The organism is Exiguobacterium sp. B2(2022), assembly GCF_028823655.1.
Classification (GTDB): Bacteria; Bacillota; Bacilli; order Exiguobacteriales; family Exiguobacteriaceae; genus Exiguobacterium; species Exiguobacterium aestuarii_A.
Map to the genome: position 1 here is coordinate 40926 of NZ_JAPEHX010000006.1, position 20722 is coordinate 61647.

Genomic DNA, 20722 nt, shown 5'->3' on the forward strand with positions numbered 1-20722 from the left:
CACAACTAAAGAAAAGGGGATTCACTATGTTTGATCGGATTGGCCTCATGAGTATCGGTCTCGTCTTCGGGATCATCCTCATGCTACTCTTTAATTCCTTATTCGGATTGGTGTTCGGTATCGTCCTTGGCGCATGCCTGATTGTCGCCAACCAAATCGGACGAAACAAGCGAACGACCATCCACTAACCAAAAAGCACGCGCTCCCAAATATGGGGCGCGTGCTGTTGCGTTAAAACATCGTATATGGATTGATGCTGTTTGCTGGCGATGAACTGCTATACACGTAGCTGTTCCGATGTACTTCGAAATGGAGATGGTTTCCGAACGAGTTGCCCGTATTTCCGACAGTTCCGATCGTCGCCCCTTTTGCGACCGTCTGTCCTTTGACGACATTGAGGCGGTCGAGGTGCGCGTACACCGTGATATATGTTTGTCCGTTCAACTGATGGGTCATCATGATATGGTTCCCATACGCCCCGTAATTGCGGGAGACGATGACTTGCCCAGAGGCGGCTGCAACGACCGGTGTCCCTCTCGGTGCCGCCAAGTCGATGCCGTTATGGAACGTGTAACCGTATTGCCCGCTCGCCGGACCATATTTTTGCGTCAACGTCCCTTTTGTCGGAATGACCATCTTCGCTGTCGACGTCGTCGAGAGTGTCGTCACACTGTACTTCTTCACATATGTACTCGATACGTAACGGGCTGTGCCGTTGAAGTTGATTTTCGTCCATCCCCCGCTCACGCCAAGATATTTGAACGACTGCCCCAATTTGGCGCTGCCGACGATCGCATACGTCGTGCCTGGACCCGAACGGACGTTCAAACTGTTGGTCGTGACTTTGACATAATACGTGGTCGCCGCTTCAGCAGGCGTACCGGCTGGAGTGAAGATTCCGATGGTGAGCAACACAGCACAGAGGAGAGAGAGCATCTTTCGTTTCATGTTATGGTAAATCCTTTCAATTATGTATTTAAATTTTTAATTTTTATATTATCTTGATGAAAAAATTTTACCACCAAAACAAACCGACAAATATGTCATTTATATTTCAAATAAAGGAAAACAAATTCTAACTTACTTCCCTCATTTTTCCTAAAGGCAAAAAAACATACACAGCCAATCGGCTGTGTATGTCTGTTACTCTTGATTCTCTTCTGCGTTCTCTTCCTCATTCTCTAAATCTTTAATCAACTGCTTCATTTCTTCAATTTCACGACGCTGCGCCTTGATGATCTCTTCCGACAGTTCTTTGACGCGCGGGTCCTCAATTTCGGCGCGCTCACTCGTCAAGATGGCAATCGAGTGGTGCGGGATCATCGCTTTCATCCAACTGACGTCATCGACCGTCGTCTGACTACGTACGAGCCAGAGCGAGGCACTGAAGACGAGGGCGCTGACCCCTAGGATGATAAAGTTGAGAGTTTTATTCTTATACATCCCCCACATAAAGAGAAGCATGACGAATGCCATGACCGATCCCATGATCAGTGCCATATACAACCTCGTTTGACTAAAGAAGATATGGTTGATTTGAAAGACGTTCAAATACATGAGCCAATACATAATAAATGTAGAGACCGCAATCATGATTCCAAATTTACCGTACGATTTCATCTCGCTCACCCTTTCTTGTTATGCATGTAGAAATACTTTTACCTACTTGTTCTGTACTCAAACCTGCATGTTTTTTAGCTATGGCATGTTCTTGATACTTTTCACTTCTTTTTCACAAACATCGGGTAGACTAATGAAATTGAGATTTTGCAAGGAAGGGGAACGACAATGCAAGAGCTGACATTGCGTGACGTATTGGCAACACTAGATTCTGTGTTATCTTGGTCGTATCTCGACCGTCCAGAAGAGATGGCGATTCACGGGGTTGGGACGACACCAGAAAAAATAAAAAAAATGTTTTTATATGTATGCAAACGTCCGATCAATGAACGTGGTGTCGATTTAGTGAAGGCCGCCATTCGTAACGGCGCAGTGGCCATCGTCACAGATCGACCGATTGATGCGAGAGTACCGGTCATTTACTGTCGAGACGTCTCACGCGCATGTGAACAACTGCAGGCTCTTTTTGGCACAGAAGGAAATCACGCGAAGCACGCGGAACGATAAAGAGGAAGGAGGGATTGTGAGATGATGATCCTCATTGTAGATGACGAAGAAAAAATGAGACATTTGATTCGTCTGTTTCTTGAAAGTGACGGGTACACGTGCATCGAGGCGAGTGATGCACGCTCGGCACTCGACAAAATCGAAGAACGCCCGGACCTCGTTCTTTTGGATATTATGATGCCAGAAGTAGATGGCATCTCGCTTTGTCGACAGTTAAAGACGATCGACCCGTCATTACCCGTCGTCTTGTTGACGGCACGTTCAGACAACGAGACGACCATCCGAGGATTAGATGCCGGAGCAGACGACTACGTGACGAAACCATTCGACGGAAACGTCCTCCTCGCTCGAATTCGTGCCGTCTTACGACGGACCCGCGTCGTCAATATCCAATACGGTCCGCTACGATATGACGAAGAGAGCGGACGGATCCTCTATGAGGAACAAGAAATCGTCCTCACGCCGAAAGCAACGGCCATCCTGAAACTGTTCCTTCAACATCCAAATCGCCTGTTTAACCGTTTGGATTTATATGACCTCGTCTGGCCATACTCTGCCGAATCCGACCCACGTACGGTTGATGCACATATTCGTATGATTCGAGAAAAGTTAGGGGATGCCGGCTTTCCAATCGACGACTATTTGAAGACCGTTTGGGGACGTGGTTATCGATGGACCGAGGAGCGTTCCGGATGAAGCGGAGTCGCGATAGCCTCCCGTTTCGCATCAGCCTCGTCTTCCTCTTATCGACGTTGCTGATTGAAGGTGTGTTATTCCTTCTCCTTTATCACACGTTACTCGGAGAGCGCGTTGTAGAAGAGATCAATCGTCTCGAGTCGAGGGCCGAGAGCCATGCGAACGTGTTGGCGATGAACTTTTCAGAGGAGACAATCGGTCATGTCGCCACGATGGAAAGTGAGACCGACACGAAAGTCGCCATCACAAACTCTGCACATGACCTCCTACAGGCTTCCCGTTCTTTCCCTCAAGTCCTAGTCGATACTGTCGATACGAAACAGCGCATCGGACCTTTCGATGACACGACTATTTTAGAGGACGATTGGGAGAATGAGCCGTACTTGAGCGTTCGTACGCCAATCGTGGATGATACCGGCACTCAATATGGATATGTCTATATGTTTTTACCGACTGAAATCATTCATGGGATCAGTCACCGCCTTCAATTGCGATTTTTATATATCACGGCCATCGCACTCGTGACGACGATCTTGACCTTCATTCTCCTAAGCCGTCTCATTTCAAAACCGATCGAGTCATTGAGACGGGCAACGGAGAACGTCCTCACGAACCCGGACGATTTACAGTTACCGACGAATCGAGTGGATGAAATCGGGGAATTGGCACGTTCGATTGAATCGATGTCGGTTGAATTGTCTCGACTGCGACGCGAGCGACATCAGTTTCTATCCGATCTCTCGCACGAAATCAAGACCCCGCTCACCTACTTGAGAGGATATGCCGAAATCGCTTCAAAAGACAGCACTCCAGAATCGCTTCGGCAACAGTCGATTCAAACGATTTTAGATGAGAGTCGCTCGCTCACGGAACTCGTCGAAAATGCGTTTCAATTGGCACAGCTCGATGAAAACACGTTCTTGTTGCATCGAGAAGAAGTGACCGTCACGACGTTCTGTGCAGATTTACGTCGAATGCTCGATACGATGTTTCGAATGACGACGATTCGCTTCGATGCCCCCGTGAATACCGAACAACCAGATGTCACGCTCACATTAGACCGGCATCGAATGCTTCAAGTCTTTCGCTCCATCGCCCACAATGCGATTGAACATAGTGAGGCCACACAGGTTTCTCTTCGTTCAAACGTCACGGACACCCACCTCATCTTAAGCATCATGGATGACGGGAAAGGCATTCCTGAAGAAGATTTACCGCACATTTTTGACCGCCTGTATCGTGTGGAAAAATCACGTTCCCGACAGACCGGTGGCAGTGGACTCGGACTCGCCATCGCTGACCAAATCGTCAACCGTCACGGCGGAGAATTGACAGTCACGTCTGACGCATCGGGCACTTCTTTCACCGTCATGCTTCCACTCGACAAAAAGACGCCTATCCTTTAATGGAAAGGCGTCTTTTGATCAGTTGAGCTCACCTTTGTCGAGGCGCATCTCCCATTCCCCGTCTGTAAACTCATATACGCTGTTATCCGATGTGACAAGCAACATGCGCTCCTCTTTGATGGCCAATTCGATTGGCACAGCGTCCGCTTGAAGCTCTGGAAGATTGAACGTCTCTGTCGACTCATCGTCTAAGTTGAAACGAACCCCTTCGAAAGAACCATCTGTCTGTCTTACGTAGGCCAACTGCCCCTCATCTGCTCCGACCGTGACAACCTGTTCTGCTTCAACAAGTGGCTCGAACGAATCTCCAGAGTCATTCGAAACGAGGATGCCGGACGGTCCATAGAAGAAGACGCGCTCCGCTTCCGTCGCATCGGCGACGATTCCTGCCACTTGCGTCTCCTCTATTCCTTGTACCTGCATCGGTTCAAATGAGCTCCCACCATCGATGGAACGATAAAATCCCGGCTCTAGCTCCGAGGTCGCTTCTTCCAAATAAACGTAGAGTGTACCCGTGGCATAACCGGCGCTCATATAGTGAAAATCTGCCTCGCCTTCAAGCGACCGACTCTCGAGTACCGCCCCATGATTTTTTCCATGCATGACCCCAAGTGGATTTTTGAAATCTGTCCGACGATCGGGGTGACCGCTTGCGTAAAATCCATCCTCGACGACTTCAAACCCCATATAGTCATGGCGATTTGTCGGAAGCGTGTACCAACCGTCTTCTCGATATTCCATCAACCCAGCATGTGTTGCGATGACAGGACGTTCGTCATCTTGCCAAAATCCTGCCCCGTGGATATGGGAGACCATCTCATCCCCCTCGACGCGTTGCCATGCATCTGTCGTTGCGCTCTCTGATTGATTAGTGTCTGACGGTGCCTCTTCCGCTCCACAAGCTGATAAAAGCAGTGGCGTCAGGGCTAGTGATAACATTAGCGTTCGTTTCATCTCCATCCCTCCATCATTAGCATCCCGTCTAGCATACTGAATAAAGGTGAAAGAAATGTTAAATCTTCAAAAGTCGGGCGTTGATGGCGACGATGACCGTGCTCAAACTCATCAAGACCGCACCGATGGCTGGTGATAGGATGATGCCAATTGGCGCTAAGACGCCTGCAGCGAGCGGGATGGCGACGATGTTGTATCCAGCGGCCCACCACAAGTTTTGAATCATTTTCCGATACGTGTTTTGTGAAAGTTCCAAAATCGATAAGACATCTTTCGGATTACTGCGGACGAGGACGATATCTGCCGTCTCGACAGCGACGTCCGTCCCACTCCCGATGGCAATGCCCACATCCGCCTGTGCCAGTGCCGGAGCATCATTGATTCCGTCTCCGACCATCGCTACTTTACTGCCATCTTTCTGGACGTCCTTCACTTGGTTCGCCTTGTCGTCCGGCAATACTTCGGCATACACGTCATCGATGCCGAGCTGACCCGCGACCCAATGTGCGACCTTCTCATTGTCCCCCGTCAACATGATAGAACGGACTCCTTTTTCACGAAGGGCCTCGACGGTCTCCTTCGCCTCTTCCCGTACTAGATCGGCCATTGCGATCATCCCGACCCATTCCCCGTCCTTCAAGACAAAGACGACGGTCTTTCCTTCTTCGGAAAGTCGTGCGAACGTCTCTTCATCGATTTGAATGTGTTGTTCACGGATATGACGTGGACTGACGACTTGAACATGCGCTCCGTCGACCGTCCCTTCTAATCCGACACCCGTCATCGAACCGAAGTTGTCGACAGTCGACAGCTTCAATTCCCGTTTCTCGGCTTCTCTTAAAATTCCTTGCGCGAGCGGATGTTGCGACTCCCGTTCGACAGCTCCAGCTAATCGCAATACATCTTCTTCTGTGAAAGATGAGCTCGCTTGTACGTCCGTGACGCCGAAGTTTCCTTCCGTCAACGTACCCGTCTTATCAAAGATGACCGCATCGAGGCGACGCGCTTCTTCAAATTGAGTTCGATTCCGGATGAGGAGACCTTGTTTCGCCGATAACGCTGTCGAGACGGCAACGACGAGCGGTGTCGCCAGTCCGAGTGCATGGGGACATGAGATGACCATGACCGTCACCATCCGTTCGACTGCCGTCCCGACCGAATAGCCGAGCATGAACCAGACGATAAATGTGATGACGCCTGCTGCAATCGCGATATAGAACAAATATTTCGCCGCACGGTTCGCTAGGTTTTGAGCCCGTGATTTCGATTTTTGTGCCTCGCTCACCAATTCGATGACTTTCGACAAGTACGTGCTTTCTCCCGTACCAATCGTTTCAATCGTCAAACTCCCTTCTTGGTTGATTGAGCCCGCAATGACATCTTCGCCTTCTGTCTTTTCGACCGGGACCGATTCGCCGGTCAACATCGACTCGTCGATTGTCGTTCGTCCTTTGATGATCTTCCCATCCACGGGTACCTGTTCCCCCGGTTTGACGAGGATTCGGTCTCCTTCCTTCAGTTCAGAGATAGGGACATCTTCCGTTTCTTCCCCATTGATGCGATGCGCCTCGTTCGGGAGCAGTTGCACGAGTTGTTCTAACGCATTTGACGCCCCCATGACAGAACGCATCTCAATCCAATGTCCGAGTAGCATGATCACAATCAATGAAGCGAGTTCCCAAAAGAAGTCATGTCCGCTTCCATAGCCAAAGACGACAGCCGCGCTATAAAAGTAAGCGACGCTGATCGCCAAGCCAATGAGCATCATCATGCCCGGGTTACGATCACGCAGCTCCTCTATACTCCCTTTCAAGAACGGCCATCCTCCGTATACATACACAATCGTCGCCAACACAAATAAGATGGTCTTTTCAAGCGGAAAATCGAGTTCAAACCGTAGCCATTCTTGAATCATGTCCGACAACAATAAAATCGGGATCATCAGACCGAGCGATACGAAGAAGCGTCGTTTGAAATCGTCAATCATATGCTCGTGTCCGTGTCCACCATGATGAGAATCGTGACTCTCCTCATGGTGTTCATGGTGTTCATGTTCCATCATTTATCCACTCCTTTCACGGATTGTATACCCCTATGCGGTATACAACTAAACGGATTTGGACTTTCATGTTTCTTTCACAATTAGGTGGTACAACAAAATGAGGACTGAACAATGAAGGAGTGTTATCAGATGAAATCAAAAGGAATGTGGTTCCTGTTGACGGGGATTTTGATTGGGGTCATCCTTGTCTTACTAGTCGTCCTCTTCAACGGGACATGGAACCATAACAACAACATGGATCAAGATCATATGATGGGAAATGGTTCGTCGACCGGGCAAATGGGTGACCACATGATGGGGAATAACGGAATGGATGGCAATGGCGGACCGATGGGACACGGTGCGACCCAAGATCTCCAAGCATCGGATGAACCGGAACAGCCGCTTCCGATTCCGACTGCCTTACAGCCAGACCGCGTCACGGAAGACACTGTTTATTACACGGTGGAAGCGACTGAAGGCATGTCTCAATTTTTCCAAGATGGGAAGAAAACAGAGACGTTCGGGTATAACGGAGACTTGCTCGGACCGATGCTCGAACTTCCAAAAGGAAAGACGGTTGTGATTGATACCATCAACCGATTGAATGAACCGACAACGTTCCATTGGCACGGTCTCGTCATTCCTTCCGACATGGACGGGGGACCGCATCAAGCTGTAGCAGCGGGTGAACGTGCACAAGTTCGACTCGATATCGACCAAGAGCCGAGCACACTCTGGTTTCATCCGCATCCGATGGGTGCAACAGCTGAACAAGTATACAAAGGTCTCGCCGGTCTTCTCTATGTGACCGATGATACAGAGAGCGGCCTGCCAAATGAATACGGGGTCGATGATATTCCGCTCATCGTACAAGATCGCCTCTTTACTGATAACGGTGAGCTTGATTATGATGCCCACATGAACGTCGACGGAACGACGGGCGATACGATTCTTGCGAACGGCGCCATCAACACCACGTTCGATGTTCAAACCGAGACGCTCCGTGTTCGACTCGTCAACGGTTCGAACGCACGTGATTTCGACTTTACGCTATCGAACGGTGATGATATGACACAAATCGCAGGAGATGGTGGCCCGCTCGAGCGTCCGGTCACGATGAAGACTATCTCGTTGACACCAGGTGAACGGGCCGAGGTGCTGATTGATTTTTCACAAGTAGAAGATGACGTGGCCTTAGAAGCGGACGGAGTAACGTTCACTACGTTTCGTGTCGGTGAACTCGACAAGACGTCTATTGATATTCCGACGACCGAAACGATGGAGCGCTCGACAGATGAAAAAGCAGATCGCCGACTCACGCTTTTTGGAATGGGGAATATGGTGTCGATCAACGGAAAAACGTATGACCCGAATCGTATCGATATCGAAGCGAAACGCGGAGACACCGAAGTGTGGGAGATTGAAAATAAACCTGACATGATGGGTGGGATGACGCATCCTTTCCACATTCACGGCGTCCAGTTCCGAATCATCAGTCGGGACGGCAACCCACCAGCTGATCATGAGAAAGGTTGGAAAGACACGGTCGCTGTTGCTCCTGATGAACGGGTGAAAATTGAACTTACCTTCACCGAAACCGGCACGTTCATGTATCATTGCCACATCCTCGAGCATGAAGAGAACGGGATGATGGGACAACTGAAAGTCACGAAATGAATCGAATCTCTCCGCTTACGACGCGGGGAGTTTTTTTGTTGCGATTCGTATTTTTCGTCCCGATTTCAGCACATTTCTGTTAGGACTATTGCCTGTATAGGGATTCCTGCCCGAATGTCGTATACTTGTTGTGAATGAATGTACAAATGTTCGCGAGGAGGTAAGTGGATGCATCGATTTCGAAGGGTAAGGCAGAAACAATCCGCTCGTCAAAAACAGGAACGCCATACGTTCTCCATCGCTTCGATTGTAGAAGAAGTGCAGGACGCGATGTGTTATATCGATTTCTCGAAACATCGTCTCTATACGAATCATCTTCTTCGTCACTGGTGTCCTTCCATGACGACTCAATCCTTTGCTACAACGGAAGCGTTGACTCGCTTTCTCTATAAGATATTCGAAGAACATGGTGCCGACATGGCGCAAGTCACCCATTTGATCCAGGAATTGCTCGAGTGCGAAACAGAGAAATGGCCAAGCATGACGTCACGCCGTATTCAATTCGATGACCGGACGCTACACTTGATCTTCAATTTCACCCGAACACCACGAGGCGTCTTCATTATGTGGCGTGATCAAACGGAAGCCGTTCGCTTTGAAGAACGAAAAGATGCATTTCTTGCCGAGTTGTCTCATGACTTCCGTACCCCTTTAACCGCAATCCATGGCTATACCGAATTGTTGATGGCGCGTCATGAAGGTTCCGAGAAGTCTTATCACATGTTGGAACAAGTGAAACAAGAATCGGAGCGGCTCGAGCGCCTCGTCGATAATTTTTTGGACTACCAAAAAGAAAGCTATACGGCCGAACAATTGACCGTGACGACATTTGCACTTCGCCCATTGTTAGCGGACGTCATGGCAAGTTATCAAACGATGTCGCCACTTCATTCGGTAACGTTTGAGACGAATGACGTCTGGATTCAAGCAGATGAAGAAAAGTTACGGCAATTGCTCCATAACTTGATCGGGAATGCCATCAAATATTCTCCCGACGGTGGTACGGTCCATACACAAGTCGAGGAATGTGACGGTACGATCATCCTGTCTGTATCTGATACCGGCATCGGCATTCCAGAAGATGCGCTCCCTTATGTATTTGACGAATACTATCGTGTCGACTCCCTCGCTCATCAATCCATCAAAGGTACGGGGCTCGGTCTACGGATTTGCAAACGAATCGCTGAAGCCCACGGTTGGGGTATCCATGCAGACTCCACATACGGAGAAGGTACGACGTTCACGATTGAGCTTCATACCCGACACACATGCCCCTTGCCACGAACATCCTTTACAATCACGTCCGACTGATTCGTTCAATCGGACGTTTTTTCATTTCGTGATGTAACACGATTCAATTTTGGGAATAGAGAAGTGACGAAGAGAGGAGGAAATGAAGATGAAACAACGAGGATACTTATCCATCCCGGTCGCTGTCGTGTTCGCCATCGTCTTTGGTTTGACCCTCGATAACTGGTGGCTCGGGATTGGGATTGGCATCGCCATGTTCTTTGCGTTTCGAGGCACGAAGAAAAAAGCGTGAAGACCACCTATTTGATGGTCTTCTTATAGATTCTTGCTTCATACGGTCGCAACTGATTGGTCTCATTGTCTAGATTTTGTAAGACGAGATTATAGCATGCTGTCGATACGGGTATAGGGTGAGAATCATCCGAATGATTGAGAATGATCAAAAATTGTTCTTCTCTCAGAGAACGGTCATATACATGCAACGTTTCATCATTTGGAAGCAAGTCTTTAAACTCACCATACACAAGTGCTTCATTTGATTTCCTTAATTGAATCAAACGTTGATAGTAACGAAACACTGAATCTTCCCGTTGCAAGTCCATTTCTACATTCAACTCAACGTAATTTTTATTTACACTCATCCAAGGTACCCCTTGTGTAAATCCAGCTTCTTTTTTGTTATTCCACTGCATTGGCGTCCGCGAGTTATCTCGACTCAATAGTTGCAAGCTGGTCAATACGTCATTTTCATTCCGTCCTTTATTCACTTCTTCTGCATACCGGTTTTTCATCGCTATATCTTGATAATCTTCAATCGAATCAAACGTGACACCAGTCATTCCTATTTCTTCACCTTGATAAATATAAGGCATTCCGGGCAATGTATGCGTCAAGGTTGCCAATAGCTTTGCCGATGCAACACGATGTTCCCCATCATTCCCATATCGAGTAACCTGACGCGTGTGGTCGTGATTGTTTAAAAATTGTGAGTTCCAGCCTTTCCCTTTCAACCCTTCATACCAATCGCGCTGAATTTCTTTGAAGCGAAGCATATCCCAAGTCGGCATCTCATCGGCGATTTGGAAATGAAACAACGTATTTAGCTCATGACGTTCCTCGTCTACATAGAGTGCGCCTTCTTTCGGTGTTACGAACGGTATCTCACCGACCGTCATGCAATCGTAGTGCCGCAGTACCTCCTCATGCATTTCTTGAAGGTACTCATGAATCCCGGGATTATTAGCTAAGTAACTCAAATTATATGGATCTTCGACATCAGATAAGTCTTTTCGCTTTGCGAGAAGATTGATGACATCCATTCGAAATCCGTCAATACCTTTATCGAGCCAAAACCGCATCATCTTATAGATTTTATGACGCAATTCTTCATTCTCCCAATTGAGGTCGGGTTGTTCGACGGCGAATGAATGGTAATAATACTGACCGCTGTGCTTATCCCATTCCCAACAAGACGGCTCAAAATATGATCGCCAATTGTTTGGCGCTTTTCCTTGCACTGGATCATGCCAAATATAGTAATCTCGCTTTGGTGAGTCTTTGCCCTTCTTTGATTCCAAGAACCACTGATGTTGATTCGAAGTATGGTTAACGACAAGATCCAGAATGATTTTCAGACCGAGTGCGTGTGCCTCTGTCAACAAACGTTCAAAATCTGCCATCGTTCCTGCTCGATCCATGACACCATAATAGTCGGCAATGTCATATCCATTGTCCTTATCCGGTGACACATAGAACGGATTGAGCCAGACAACATCCGCCCCAAGTTCTTTAATGTACGGTAACTTTTGACGCACACCTTCTAAATCACCATATCCATCTCCGTCTGTATCGAAAAAGCTTCGCCAATACACTTGATATACGACGGCCTCTTTCCACCAAGTCTGTTTCATCCAAACTCCCCCTCGTTAAAAATGCCTCGAGTGCAAACACTCGAGGCTTCATTTTTAAATTCGAACTAATAGCTTCTCTAGTGTGAGTTGCGTTGTGTCTTCGAAGACAATATCTGCCTCAGTCAAGACATGTGGGTCGCCAATTCCGACGGCAAACATACCTGCCTCATGGATGGCCGTGATTCCTGCAACTGCATCCTCAATACCGACACATTCTTTCGGATCGACTCGTAGCGCTTCAGCAGCTTTAAGAAATACTTCAGGATGTGGTTTTGAATGTATCACAGTTGCCGCATCAACAATATGGTCGAACGCTTCAAGCAATCCAAGTTGGCTCGTCACCATCTGAGCATTCTTCGAGGCTGACGCCATTCCGATTTTGTAACCTGCTGCTTTTAGCTCTTTCAAGAACATTTCAATGCCTGGCAAGATATCTGCAGCCGTAATTTTTGAAATAAGTGATACATAGTGTTCATTCTTCTTTGTCGCAAGCAGCTCCTTCTCTTCAGCAGAAAAGTCATTCTCACGGCCGCCAAGTCGTAAGATTCGTTCCAATGATTCAGTTCGACTCACACCTTTGAGTGTCTCATTGAATGCTCGATCAAACGGAATCCCCAAATCTTCTCCGAGCGCTTTCCATGCTAAGTAATGATATTCGGCACTGTCGGTGATGACACCGTCTAGATCAAAAATAAAAGCTTTCATTTTCATTCTCCTTATTTATCTCCACCAATTCGTAAACCTTGCATGAAGTACTTATTCAGCATGATGTACAAAATGATGATTGGAATGATACTGACGACAGAAGCCGCCATGATGTAGTTCCACTGCGTGGCATTCTGACTTTGAAATGACTGAAGCCCGAGCGTAAGCGTATACTTTTCGGGTGATGTGATGTAAAGGAGCGGTTTTAAGAACTCGTTCCAGAACCCGAGGAACACGAAGACGGCCTGCGTTGCAACCGATGCACGCGCCATTGGGAAGACAATACGCCAAAACGTTTGGAATCGATTTAGTCCGTCTACTTGTGCAGCTTCTTCTACTTCGCGTGGGAAGTTGATAAAGAACTGTCTCATCAAGAAGATGTAGGAGAAGTTGATGGCTCCGGGAATGATCAACGCAGAGTATGTGTCGAGAATTCCAAGCGAACGCATGATCAAGTAGTTCGGAATGAGCAAGATTTGTCCCGGTACCATCATGACAGCCAAGATCAACAGGAATAAATAGTTACGTCCCGGAAACCGAAGACGTGCAAGCGAATAACCAGCCATTGTGTTAAAAATGACGTTCACAATGGTTCCTAGTGTTGCAATTAAAAAGGAGTTCATAATCCAACGTGGAAAAAGCGGATCTTCCGTAAAGATATGTTCAAAGTTTGCGAGCGTTGGATTCTCTGGCCAAAGTGTAAGCCCCCCAGCTACAATCTCGCTATACGGTTTGAACGATGCGAGCACTGCCCATAGGAATGGATACAGTGTGACGAGCGCGTAAGAGACGAGGATGACATACATGACAATACGCGGCCATTTTTTCTTTTTCATATCCATTCCTCCTTAATAGTTCGATTCTTCTTTATTCAACTTACGAGCAATCATCGAAACCGTGAAGATGATGATTGTCAAAATAATTGCCAGTGCTGACGCATATCCCATCGTTCCAATGGTCTTAAACGCATACTGATAAATGATGAGCGAGAATGTAAGTGTGGCGTTGTTCGGCCCACCGGTTCCACCTGAGATGATATATGCTTGGTCAAATAATTGGAAACAACCGATGATGCCCATCAACAGAACATAGTTCGTTACAGGAGTAAGGTTGGGAACTGTAATTTTCATCAGTTTTTGCCACGCATTTGCCCCATCAAGTGAAGCCGCCTCGTAAAGCGAAGACGGGATATCCTGTAGCCCTGCTAAATAGATTGTCATGAAGAATGGGACAGTAGACCAAATATTCATGACCATTATGGTCGTGAGGGCAAAATCGGTCTCGTTGATGAAGTTGATTGGTGCATCTAACAATCCCAAACTGACGAGAACATTGTTGATTGGTCCATTTAAACTGAACAAAAACATGAAAATCATGGTGAGTGCTGAACTTGAAGTAAGCGTCGGCAAGAAATAAATAGTCCGGAATGTATTTTGAAAACGAATCCCGGAATTTAAGACAGCCGCCATGAGAAGTGCAATTGCCGTTTGAATCGGTACAACAAAAAGAGCATAACGGAACGTATTTTTTAAAGCCGTCCAGACCCGATCATCGTTCCATGCGTTGATGTAATTTTCAAAGCCAACCCATTGGAAATCGATGCCGCCGAACAAATTCACGCGTGTAAATGATAAGAAAAGTGAATACGCAATCGGAAGCAACGTGAACGTCACTAAAATGATGATTGTCGGCAGCATAAATGTCATGCCTTGTACAGCTTCACGGCGATCACGTTCACTACCTTTCTTTTTTTTAGGTGGTGGTGCCTGTGACGCTGTATCCGTACGCCGGTTGATTTCGAGCTGTGTGCCCATATAATCGATCCTTCCTTCCCGAACAAAACGAGGCCCGCGCGATTACGCGAGCCCAATTGTTTCTTTATTTCAATTGCGTCTCGATATCTTTATTCGCAGTTTCTTCTGCTTTTTTCATCGCTTCTTCGAGTGTCATATCACCTTTCAAAGCAGCAGGTAACAAGTTGTTGTATTCACGAGCAATAATTGAAAGAGAATCGCCTTTTTGCCAAGGTGTCGCATAAGCTCCGGCCGCAACGAACGGTGCTTTCAATTCATCATCTTGAAGATTAAGTTCTTCGGCGATTGATTTGAGCGAAGGGAGAACACCCGCTCCTTCAGACCAAATCTTCATCCCGTCTTTCGAAGTCGCGTAATTGATAAATTCCCAACCTGCCGCTTTTTCTTCCGAATCGCTATTGAGCGAATAAGAGACTGTGAACATCATCGAACCACTGTTGCCGTCAATTGTAGGAACTTCTTTCGTCCCCATTTCAACGTTCGGGAAGTTTTGTTCGATATGCGAGATTGCCCAGTTACCTTCAATCATGATTGCCGCTTTTTCAGCTCCAAATGAATCGCCTGCCCATCCTTGCCCTAAATCAGCAGGTCGTTGAACAAGTTTATCTTGATAGGCATCCACAAGTGGTTGCAATGCTTCAATTTGATCCTGTTGTGACAATACTGCCATTCCATTTTCATCAACGATATCCGTTCCACCTGATTGTAGGACGAACATATGACGCGCGAGTTCAGATGTGGTAATTGCTGGTGTCACACCAGATGGGAGCTTTTCTTGTAACTCTCCTAAAAATTCAGGAAGCTGCCCCATCTCTGTCGGGATATCATCTGCTGTGAAACCAGCATCTTCAATCAACTTTTTGTTGTAGTAAAGTCCGAGAGTGGAATAATCTTTTGGAAGACCGAATAATTGATCGTCAGATTTAAAAGCATTAATGGCTGGTTCATAAAAGTCGCCTAAATCTTTTTCTGCTTGTTCGATATATTGATCAAGTGGTTCGAGTACACCTTGTTTAGAAAGTTCAGGTGCTAAAAAAGCATCTACATAAAACACATCTGGTGCCGTTCCGCCGACGAGGTCAGTTTGGAGCTGTGTTTGATAATCATTGTAGACTTTCTTTTTAACTTTGATTCCAGTCTCTTCAGTGAAAGCTGCTAACAATTCATCGAATGCTTTTACTTCAGCATCTGTTCCTTTCCATGTCCCTACCGTGATTTCTTTACCTTCAAGTTCAGATGGATCTGAAGCGACTTGCGCCTCCTCTTCACCACCACAAGCTGCAGTAAAGACAAGTCCTGATAGCATAACAATCGATAATGGCTTAGATACTTTTTTATTCATCAATCATTTCCTCCTTAAGTGTAATGTCGACCAAATTAAAGTAACCGCTTTCAACTCACAACTAGATTTTATACCCGAAACGTTTCGGAAATCAAGAACTTTTTTAAAACCCTTCAAAAATGCTTTCAATTCAAGGTTTACAAGATATTCATATACAGACTAAACTAGATGTACCTATAAATTTTACTTAATTTACTCACAACGTTTTCATAAAGGAGTATTGTATGATGGCCACATTAAAAGACGTTTCTAAAGCATCCGGTTTTTCCATCACAACTGTATCTCGAGCCTTAAACGGCTACGATGATGTAAACAAAGAGACACGGGACAAGATTTTAAATGTCGCTAAAGAACTTGGTTATAGCCCGAACATTTTGGCACGCAGTTTGGTCAAAAAGCAATCCAAGACAATCGGCTTTCTCGTCACTGATTTAAAACGCGAGAGTATTAAAGATAACTTTATGTTCGAGACTTTATGCGGTGTATCAGATGAATTGTCTGACCTTGATTACGAGTTCGTTCTTTTATCGACTACGACCTCAAAGCAAAAAAATAAAACGTACAGTCAAATGTGCGCAGAACGTCAACTAGACGGGGTTGTTATTCAAGGACTAAAACGAGACGACCCCTACTTACTCGAGGCAATCGAAAGCACAGTACCTTGCGTACTGGTCGACATTCCTGTCGAAGGGATCAATACAGGTTATGTGACCTCAAATCAGCTCGAGAGCGCTAAACAAGCCGTTCGTTATCTCATCCGACTCGGACACCGACATATTGCATTTATGAACGGCGCACCACACGCCTATGTTTCGACTGTACGATATGATGCCTATCGACAAGTGCTACACGATCACGAAATCGACTTCCAAGAAGAATATGTGTTAAACGGAGATTTTGAAGAACTCGCCTCAAAAGATGCAGCACTTCCTTTTTTGTTGAATCACCCTGAAGTGACAGCGTTTTTCTGTGCATCCGACGTCATGGCACTTGGCGTTCTTCAGGCAACGAGAGAACTCGGCTTAAACGTTCCAGAAGATCTATCAATCATCGGATTTGACAATATCTTATTGTCTCAGTACGTATCCCCACCGTTAACCACTGTTGGACAACAACCTTATGAAATGGGGCGAAAAGCCGCATCGATGATTGTCAATATTGTAGAAGGTCAGGATGTGCCCCATGAAGCTTTCGTCAATAATCAGTTAATCCTGCGAGAATCGGTCCGATTTTTCGTATCGTCATAAATGCAAAGATACCGACAGTCGCCCAATATAAAACAGAGAGCATAGACACATTGATTGGCAATAATTCAATAACTGAACGCACAATCAAAGGTGCTGTGATGCCATAAGCTGTAATGGTCCATGCCTCTTTATAACGAATCGGTACAAAGCGTCGAAACCCGAGACCTGCTAGAGCCAGAAGGGAAATTAACAGAAAATGCAAAACCAAATCAAACATAGTAGCCCCGTACACGTAAATGGGATAGAACCAGTTCAATTCTTTTAATAAAACGTCTAAATCACGTTCTGCCACGTCTGACCGTCCCACAAAATCAAGCAACGTCTGATAACTTTCCAAATCTGTCTCGACTCCGCTTCGCTTGAATGCCCAACCAGATTCCATAAGGACTAGCGTTTGGCGTGCATCCGTTTTCTGTTCCTCTCCCACCATTACAGACAAATCGAGAACAGGAACATCAAACGTAAAAGACTGCTCATACCGAAGACCATCCTCCGTTATCTGAAATGAAGGCAAGTTTTCCTCAACCACCTCAGGTTGTCCCATCCATTTCACTCCATATACGAGTGCATTGGCGAATAGGACAGCAATCGCTACATAAAAAATTGATTTCCAAATCGATTGTGATCTCCACGTTTTCACTTTCTCGAATTGAAAGCCTAAACTAGCAATCATTTGTTCCATGTCAGTCCTCTTTTCTAAAACGTTTCTGCCACCATTTAATCACGTTCTTCAAACAATTGAAAGAAAATATAGCAAAATCGCTATTGAATATCCGAAACGTTTCGGATAGAATGGTGACGAATCAAGAAAGCGCTTTATCATACAGGAGGTTATATGGTGACGAATACATTGATGAACTATACGACTGGCAGAGAAGATTTACAGCATTGGCTCGTATCTGAAGACGGGTTTCGCCCGGAATGGCTCGGGAAAGGTGAATCGGTATTTTCTCTCGGAAATGGATACATGGGGTTACGTTCTGTCACAGAAGAACATTATGCGAATGAAACACGCAACTTGTTCGTGGCCGGGACATTCAATAAGTTCGCTGAGAATGAAGTGACCGAACTTCCGAATGCAGCAGACCTTTTATGGATGGAGTTCAAATTAGACGGTGTACGTTTTGATTTGACACAGGGAAATATCCTTTCTTATCGCCGTACGCTTAATTTGAAAGAAGCTGAACTCGTACGTAAAATCACATGGCAAAGTCCGAATGGAAATGTTTACGACCTTACTTTCCGACGCTTCGTCTCAATGGATAACCTGCACGTAATTGCTCAACGAGTGACCATAACGCCGAAACAAAACAGTGTTCTCTCACTTACTTCAGGTATTAATGGACAAACGACAAACAGTGGTGTCCAGCACTTCTTAGAGGGGAACAAAACGACGACTGAATCTGGCATCGATTTTGTCTTCCATAGCGTCCATCGTTTTTACCGACGTGAATCAATGAATCCGACATCCATTATCAAAATGGATCGCCGTCAAATTTTCTTTGACTATTCGGATATTGAGATTCCAGCGAATGAAGTATTTACGATTGAAAAATACTCGACCGTCTTCACTTCTCGTGATCACGAAGTGACAGTCGATTCGACAGAAGAACTCGCAGATCTTGCGTTGGATGTCACACGTAAAATCGAATCGGAAGGGTATGATTACTTGCTCGACAGACACGTTCAAGCATGGGATGAGCTTGTTTGGTCACGAACGCCAATCACTATAAAATCAAAAGATATGTTCGACCAGCTAGCAATCCGATTTGCTCAATACCATCTTGCAGTCATGACACCGAAGCATGATAATCGGATGAACATTGGAGCAAAAGGTTTGTCCGGCGAAGGGTATAAAGGACATACATTCTGGGATACGGAAATCTTTATCCTGCCCTACTACACGTATACGAATCCAACAATCGCTCGCAGCTTGCTCGAGTATCGTTATCTCTCGCTACCTGGGGCACATCGGAAAGCGAAAGAGAATGGATACGAGGGCGCAATGTTCCCGTGGGAATCAGCATGGCTTGATGACGGTGAAGTTACACCAATCTGGGGTGCTGCAGACATTGTCACAGGTGAGGCAACAAAAATTTGGTCTGGTTTTATCGAGCAACACATTACCTCGGATGTCGCTTTTGCAGCTTGGCAATATTACCATGTCACGGGTGACCAAGAATTTATGGACAATTACGGATATGAGCTTTTAATTGACACCGCGAAATTCTGGGCGAGTCGCCTTGAGTGGAATGAAACATACGACCGTTATGAAATCAATCAAGTCGTCGGACCAGATGAATATAAAGAACACGTCAACAATAACGCATTCACGAATTATACAGCTCACTGGAACATTCAAAAAGCGATTGAGTATGTAGAATTGTTACGTATTGAAAAACCGAACCTGTTCCAACAATTGAACGAAAAGCTTGATTTGGAAACGGCCGAAACACGATTCCGCCATGTTCTTGACTTGATTTACTTGCCTCAAGTGCGCGAAGACGGAGTCTTGCCACAAGATGATACGTATTTGCAAAAACAAATCATCGATTTGAGCAAATACAAAAATCAAGAAAACGTTGGCTCCATGTTCTATGACTATAATCTAGAACAAGTCAACGAGATTCAAGTATCAAAACAAGCAGACGTGATGATTTTGATGTACTTGCTTGAAGATTTATTCTCAGCAGATGTCAAACGAGCAAACTGGGAATACTATGAACCGAAGACATTACACGACTCATCGCTCTCTCTCTCAACTCATAGTGTCCTTGCATCTGATCTCGGTAACCGCGAACTTGCCTACAGTTTATTCCGTCGGGCCTCTGAAATCGATCTGGGACCAAACATGAAAACGTCTGATGCAGGTATTCATGCGGCTTCACTTGGTGGAATTTGGCAAGCTGTCGTAAACGGTTTTGGCGGTGTACGTATGACCAGTGGAAACTTACGAATTTCTCCAATGTTGCCGGAAGCTTGGGATGAACTCACTTTCTCAATCAATTGGAAAGGTGAAACGCTCGACATTTATGCATCACATGACAAAGTTGTGCTTACACGTCGTGCACCTTCAACTGAGCCACTCACTGTCGAAATTTATGGAGAAAAACAGACTATTACGGACACATTTACAAGTGAAGTGTTATCCGTATGACGTATCGTCCTATCTACCATTTCGCGCCACCTTTTGGTTGGATGAACGATCCTAATGGTCTTTGCCAGTTCAACGGTGTCTACCATCTGTTTTATCAGTATCATCCGTTTGGCGTAAATTGGGATGATATGCATTGGGGGCATGCCACCTCAACAGATTTAATCCGTTGGGAACATAAGCCGATTGCTCTACGTCCAGGAGATGATTACGATCGAGACGGTATTTTTTCAGGTAGTGCGTTAATCAAAGACGATATACTTCATTTGTATTACACAGGCAACACGTGGTTAGATGAAAAGCGTGAAACGTTGCGTCAAGTTCAATGTCTTGCCACATCAATAGATGGATTATCGTTTCAAAAAAGTGTACACAATCCGCTCATATCGGAAATT

The 20722-nt window shown here is 46.0% G+C and carries 20 protein-coding genes; 10 read left to right on the plus strand and 10 right to left on the minus strand.

What is annotated here, in order from left to right; translation table 11 throughout:
• Positions 1-26 precede the first annotated feature (26 nt).
• Entirely contained in the window at positions 27-188 is a 162-nt protein-coding gene (locus tag ON063_RS02185; protein WP_274664085.1) for a hypothetical protein, read from the plus strand.
• Positions 189-231: 43 nt separating this feature from the next.
• On the opposite strand, the gene ON063_RS02190 is transcribed toward ON063_RS02185, so the two are convergent.
• A complete protein-coding gene (locus ON063_RS02190; protein WP_274664086.1) occupies positions 232-948 on the minus strand; it encodes a peptidoglycan DD-metalloendopeptidase family protein in 717 nt (238 codons plus the stop codon).
• Between the two features lie 195 nt (positions 949-1143).
• Positions 1144-1620: a DUF305 domain-containing protein gene (locus ON063_RS02195; protein WP_274664087.1), complete on the minus strand. Its 477-nt coding sequence runs from the start codon at positions 1618-1620 to the stop codon at positions 1144-1146.
• A gap of 168 nt (positions 1621-1788) precedes the next feature.
• Here ON063_RS02195 and ON063_RS02200 point away from each other — a divergent pair, with 168 nt between their 5' ends.
• The 3 genes from ON063_RS02200 to ON063_RS02210 are packed head-to-tail and all read left to right on the plus strand — an operon-like array spanning position 1789 to position 4229.
• Positions 1789-2127, plus strand: coding sequence for a hypothetical protein (locus ON063_RS02200; RefSeq protein ID WP_274664088.1), 339 nt, complete (start codon positions 1789-1791; stop codon positions 2125-2127).
• Between the two features lie 21 nt (positions 2128-2148).
• Positions 2149-2823, plus strand: coding sequence for a response regulator transcription factor (locus ON063_RS02205; RefSeq protein WP_274664089.1), 675 nt, complete (start codon positions 2149-2151; stop codon positions 2821-2823).
• Complete coding sequence (locus ON063_RS02210) at positions 2820-4229, plus strand: sensor histidine kinase (protein WP_274664090.1); 1410 nt, start codon at positions 2820-2822, stop codon at positions 4227-4229. The genes ON063_RS02205 and ON063_RS02210 overlap by 4 nt, the downstream gene beginning before the upstream one ends.
• A gap of 18 nt (positions 4230-4247) precedes the next feature.
• Here ON063_RS02210 and ON063_RS02215 read toward each other — a convergent pair whose 3' ends face one another.
• Together ON063_RS02215 and ON063_RS02220 are read right to left on the minus strand one after the other, a co-directional pair.
• On the minus strand, positions 4248-5183 hold the full coding sequence (locus ON063_RS02215) for a F510_1955 family glycosylhydrolase (protein WP_274664091.1): 936 nt from the start codon (positions 5181-5183) through the stop codon (positions 4248-4250).
• Between the two features lie 58 nt (positions 5184-5241).
• Positions 5242-7245, minus strand: a complete 2004-nt coding sequence (locus ON063_RS02220; RefSeq protein ID WP_274664092.1) for a heavy metal translocating P-type ATPase — start codon at positions 7243-7245, stop codon at positions 5242-5244.
• A 129-nt stretch (positions 7246-7374) separates the two neighbouring features.
• On the opposite strand from ON063_RS02220, the gene ON063_RS02225 reads away from it, so the two are divergent.
• From ON063_RS02225 to ON063_RS02235, 3 genes are all read left to right on the plus strand, one after another.
• A complete protein-coding gene (locus ON063_RS02225; protein ID WP_274664093.1) occupies positions 7375-8904 on the plus strand; it encodes a multicopper oxidase family protein in 1530 nt (509 codons plus the stop codon).
• Between the two features lie 168 nt (positions 8905-9072).
• Positions 9073-10215 carry a sensor histidine kinase gene (locus ON063_RS02230; protein ID WP_274664094.1) on the plus strand — a complete coding sequence of 381 codons (1143 nt, stop codon included), beginning with the start codon at positions 9073-9075 and terminating at the stop codon, positions 10213-10215.
• An 88-nt stretch (positions 10216-10303) separates the two neighbouring features.
• Positions 10304-10447, plus strand: a complete 144-nt coding sequence (locus tag ON063_RS02235) for a hypothetical protein (protein ID WP_274664095.1) — start codon at positions 10304-10306, stop codon at positions 10445-10447.
• A gap of 7 nt (positions 10448-10454) precedes the next feature.
• Here ON063_RS02235 and ON063_RS02240 read toward each other — a convergent pair whose 3' ends face one another.
• From ON063_RS02240 to ON063_RS02260, 5 genes are all read right to left on the minus strand, one after another.
• Positions 10455-12065, minus strand: coding sequence for an alpha-glucosidase (locus ON063_RS02240; RefSeq protein ID WP_274664096.1), 1611 nt, complete (start codon positions 12063-12065; stop codon positions 10455-10457).
• Positions 12066-12119: 54 nt separating this feature from the next.
• The gene (gene pgmB, locus ON063_RS02245) at positions 12120-12770 is read right to left on the minus strand and encodes a beta-phosphoglucomutase (RefSeq protein WP_274664097.1); all 651 of its coding nucleotides are present in this window, start codon (positions 12768-12770) and stop codon (positions 12120-12122) included.
• An 11-nt stretch (positions 12771-12781) separates the two neighbouring features.
• On the minus strand, positions 12782-13606 hold the full coding sequence (locus ON063_RS02250; protein ID WP_214694430.1) for a carbohydrate ABC transporter permease: 825 nt from the start codon (positions 13604-13606) through the stop codon (positions 12782-12784).
• 12 nt (positions 13607-13618) lie between these two features.
• Entirely contained in the window at positions 13619-14584 is a 966-nt protein-coding gene (locus ON063_RS02255; protein WP_214734494.1) for a carbohydrate ABC transporter permease, read from the minus strand.
• A 64-nt stretch (positions 14585-14648) separates the two neighbouring features.
• Positions 14649-15926, minus strand: coding sequence for an ABC transporter substrate-binding protein (locus ON063_RS02260; RefSeq protein WP_214694434.1), 1278 nt, complete (start codon positions 15924-15926; stop codon positions 14649-14651).
• Positions 15927-16153: 227 nt separating this feature from the next.
• Here ON063_RS02260 and ON063_RS02265 point away from each other — a divergent pair, with 227 nt between their 5' ends.
• Positions 16154-17173 carry a LacI family DNA-binding transcriptional regulator gene (locus tag ON063_RS02265; protein WP_274664098.1) on the plus strand — a complete coding sequence of 340 codons (1020 nt, stop codon included), beginning with the start codon at positions 16154-16156 and terminating at the stop codon, positions 17171-17173.
• Here ON063_RS02265 and ON063_RS02270 read toward each other — a convergent pair.
• Positions 17121-17855 (minus strand): DUF1189 domain-containing protein, encoded by a 735-nt coding sequence (locus ON063_RS02270; protein WP_274664099.1) that lies wholly within the window; start codon positions 17853-17855, stop codon positions 17121-17123. The two genes, ON063_RS02265 and ON063_RS02270, sit on opposite strands and share 53 nt — an antisense overlap.
• A gap of 153 nt (positions 17856-18008) precedes the next feature.
• On the opposite strand from ON063_RS02270, the gene ON063_RS02275 reads away from it, so the two are divergent.
• Both ON063_RS02275 and ON063_RS02280 read left to right on the plus strand, forming a co-directional pair.
• Complete coding sequence (locus ON063_RS02275) at positions 18009-20330, plus strand: glycoside hydrolase family 65 protein (RefSeq protein ID WP_274664100.1); 2322 nt, start codon at positions 18009-18011, stop codon at positions 20328-20330.
• Positions 20327-20722, plus strand: a 396-nt coding sequence (locus ON063_RS02280) for a glycoside hydrolase family 32 protein (protein WP_446719118.1), incomplete at its 3' end; no start/stop codon positions are given. The genes ON063_RS02275 and ON063_RS02280, both read left to right, overlap by 4 nt.

Coding starts and splice junctions, on each gene's coding strand:
- ON063_RS02185 (WP_274664085.1), top strand. CDS start 27: ATGTTTGATCGGATTGGCCTCATGAGTATCGGTCTCGTCTTCGGGATC.
- ON063_RS02190 (WP_274664086.1), bottom strand. CDS start 948: ATGAAACGAAAGATGCTCTCTCTCCTCTGTGCTGTGTTGCTCACCATC.
- ON063_RS02195 (WP_274664087.1), bottom strand. CDS start 1,620: ATGAAATCGTACGGTAAATTTGGAATCATGATTGCGGTCTCTACATTT.
- ON063_RS02200 (WP_274664088.1), top strand. CDS start 1,789: ATGCAAGAGCTGACATTGCGTGACGTATTGGCAACACTAGATTCTGTG.
- ON063_RS02205 (WP_274664089.1), top strand. CDS start 2,149: ATGATGATCCTCATTGTAGATGACGAAGAAAAAATGAGACATTTGATT.
- ON063_RS02210 (WP_274664090.1), top strand. CDS start 2,820: ATGAAGCGGAGTCGCGATAGCCTCCCGTTTCGCATCAGCCTCGTCTTC.
- ON063_RS02215 (WP_274664091.1), bottom strand. CDS start 5,183: ATGAAACGAACGCTAATGTTATCACTAGCCCTGACGCCACTGCTTTTA.
- ON063_RS02220 (WP_274664092.1), bottom strand. CDS start 7,245: ATGATGGAACATGAACACCATGAACACCATGAGGAGAGTCACGATTCT.
- ON063_RS02225 (WP_274664093.1), top strand. CDS start 7,375: ATGAAATCAAAAGGAATGTGGTTCCTGTTGACGGGGATTTTGATTGGG.
- ON063_RS02230 (WP_274664094.1), top strand. CDS start 9,073: ATGCATCGATTTCGAAGGGTAAGGCAGAAACAATCCGCTCGTCAAAAA.
- ON063_RS02235 (WP_274664095.1), top strand. CDS start 10,304: ATGAAACAACGAGGATACTTATCCATCCCGGTCGCTGTCGTGTTCGCC.
- ON063_RS02240 (WP_274664096.1), bottom strand. CDS start 12,065: ATGAAACAGACTTGGTGGAAAGAGGCCGTCGTATATCAAGTGTATTGG.
- pgmB (WP_274664097.1), bottom strand. CDS start 12,770: ATGAAAGCTTTTATTTTTGATCTAGACGGTGTCATCACCGACAGTGCC.
- ON063_RS02250 (WP_214694430.1), bottom strand. CDS start 13,606: ATGAAAAAGAAAAAATGGCCGCGTATTGTCATGTATGTCATCCTCGTC.
- ON063_RS02255 (WP_214734494.1), bottom strand. CDS start 14,584: ATGGGCACACAGCTCGAAATCAACCGGCGTACGGATACAGCGTCACAG.
- ON063_RS02260 (WP_214694434.1), bottom strand. CDS start 15,926: ATGAATAAAAAAGTATCTAAGCCATTATCGATTGTTATGCTATCAGGA.
- ON063_RS02265 (WP_274664098.1), top strand. CDS start 16,154: ATGGCCACATTAAAAGACGTTTCTAAAGCATCCGGTTTTTCCATCACA.
- ON063_RS02270 (WP_274664099.1), bottom strand. CDS start 17,855: ATGGAACAAATGATTGCTAGTTTAGGCTTTCAATTCGAGAAAGTGAAA.
- ON063_RS02275 (WP_274664100.1), top strand. CDS start 18,009: ATGGTGACGAATACATTGATGAACTATACGACTGGCAGAGAAGATTTA.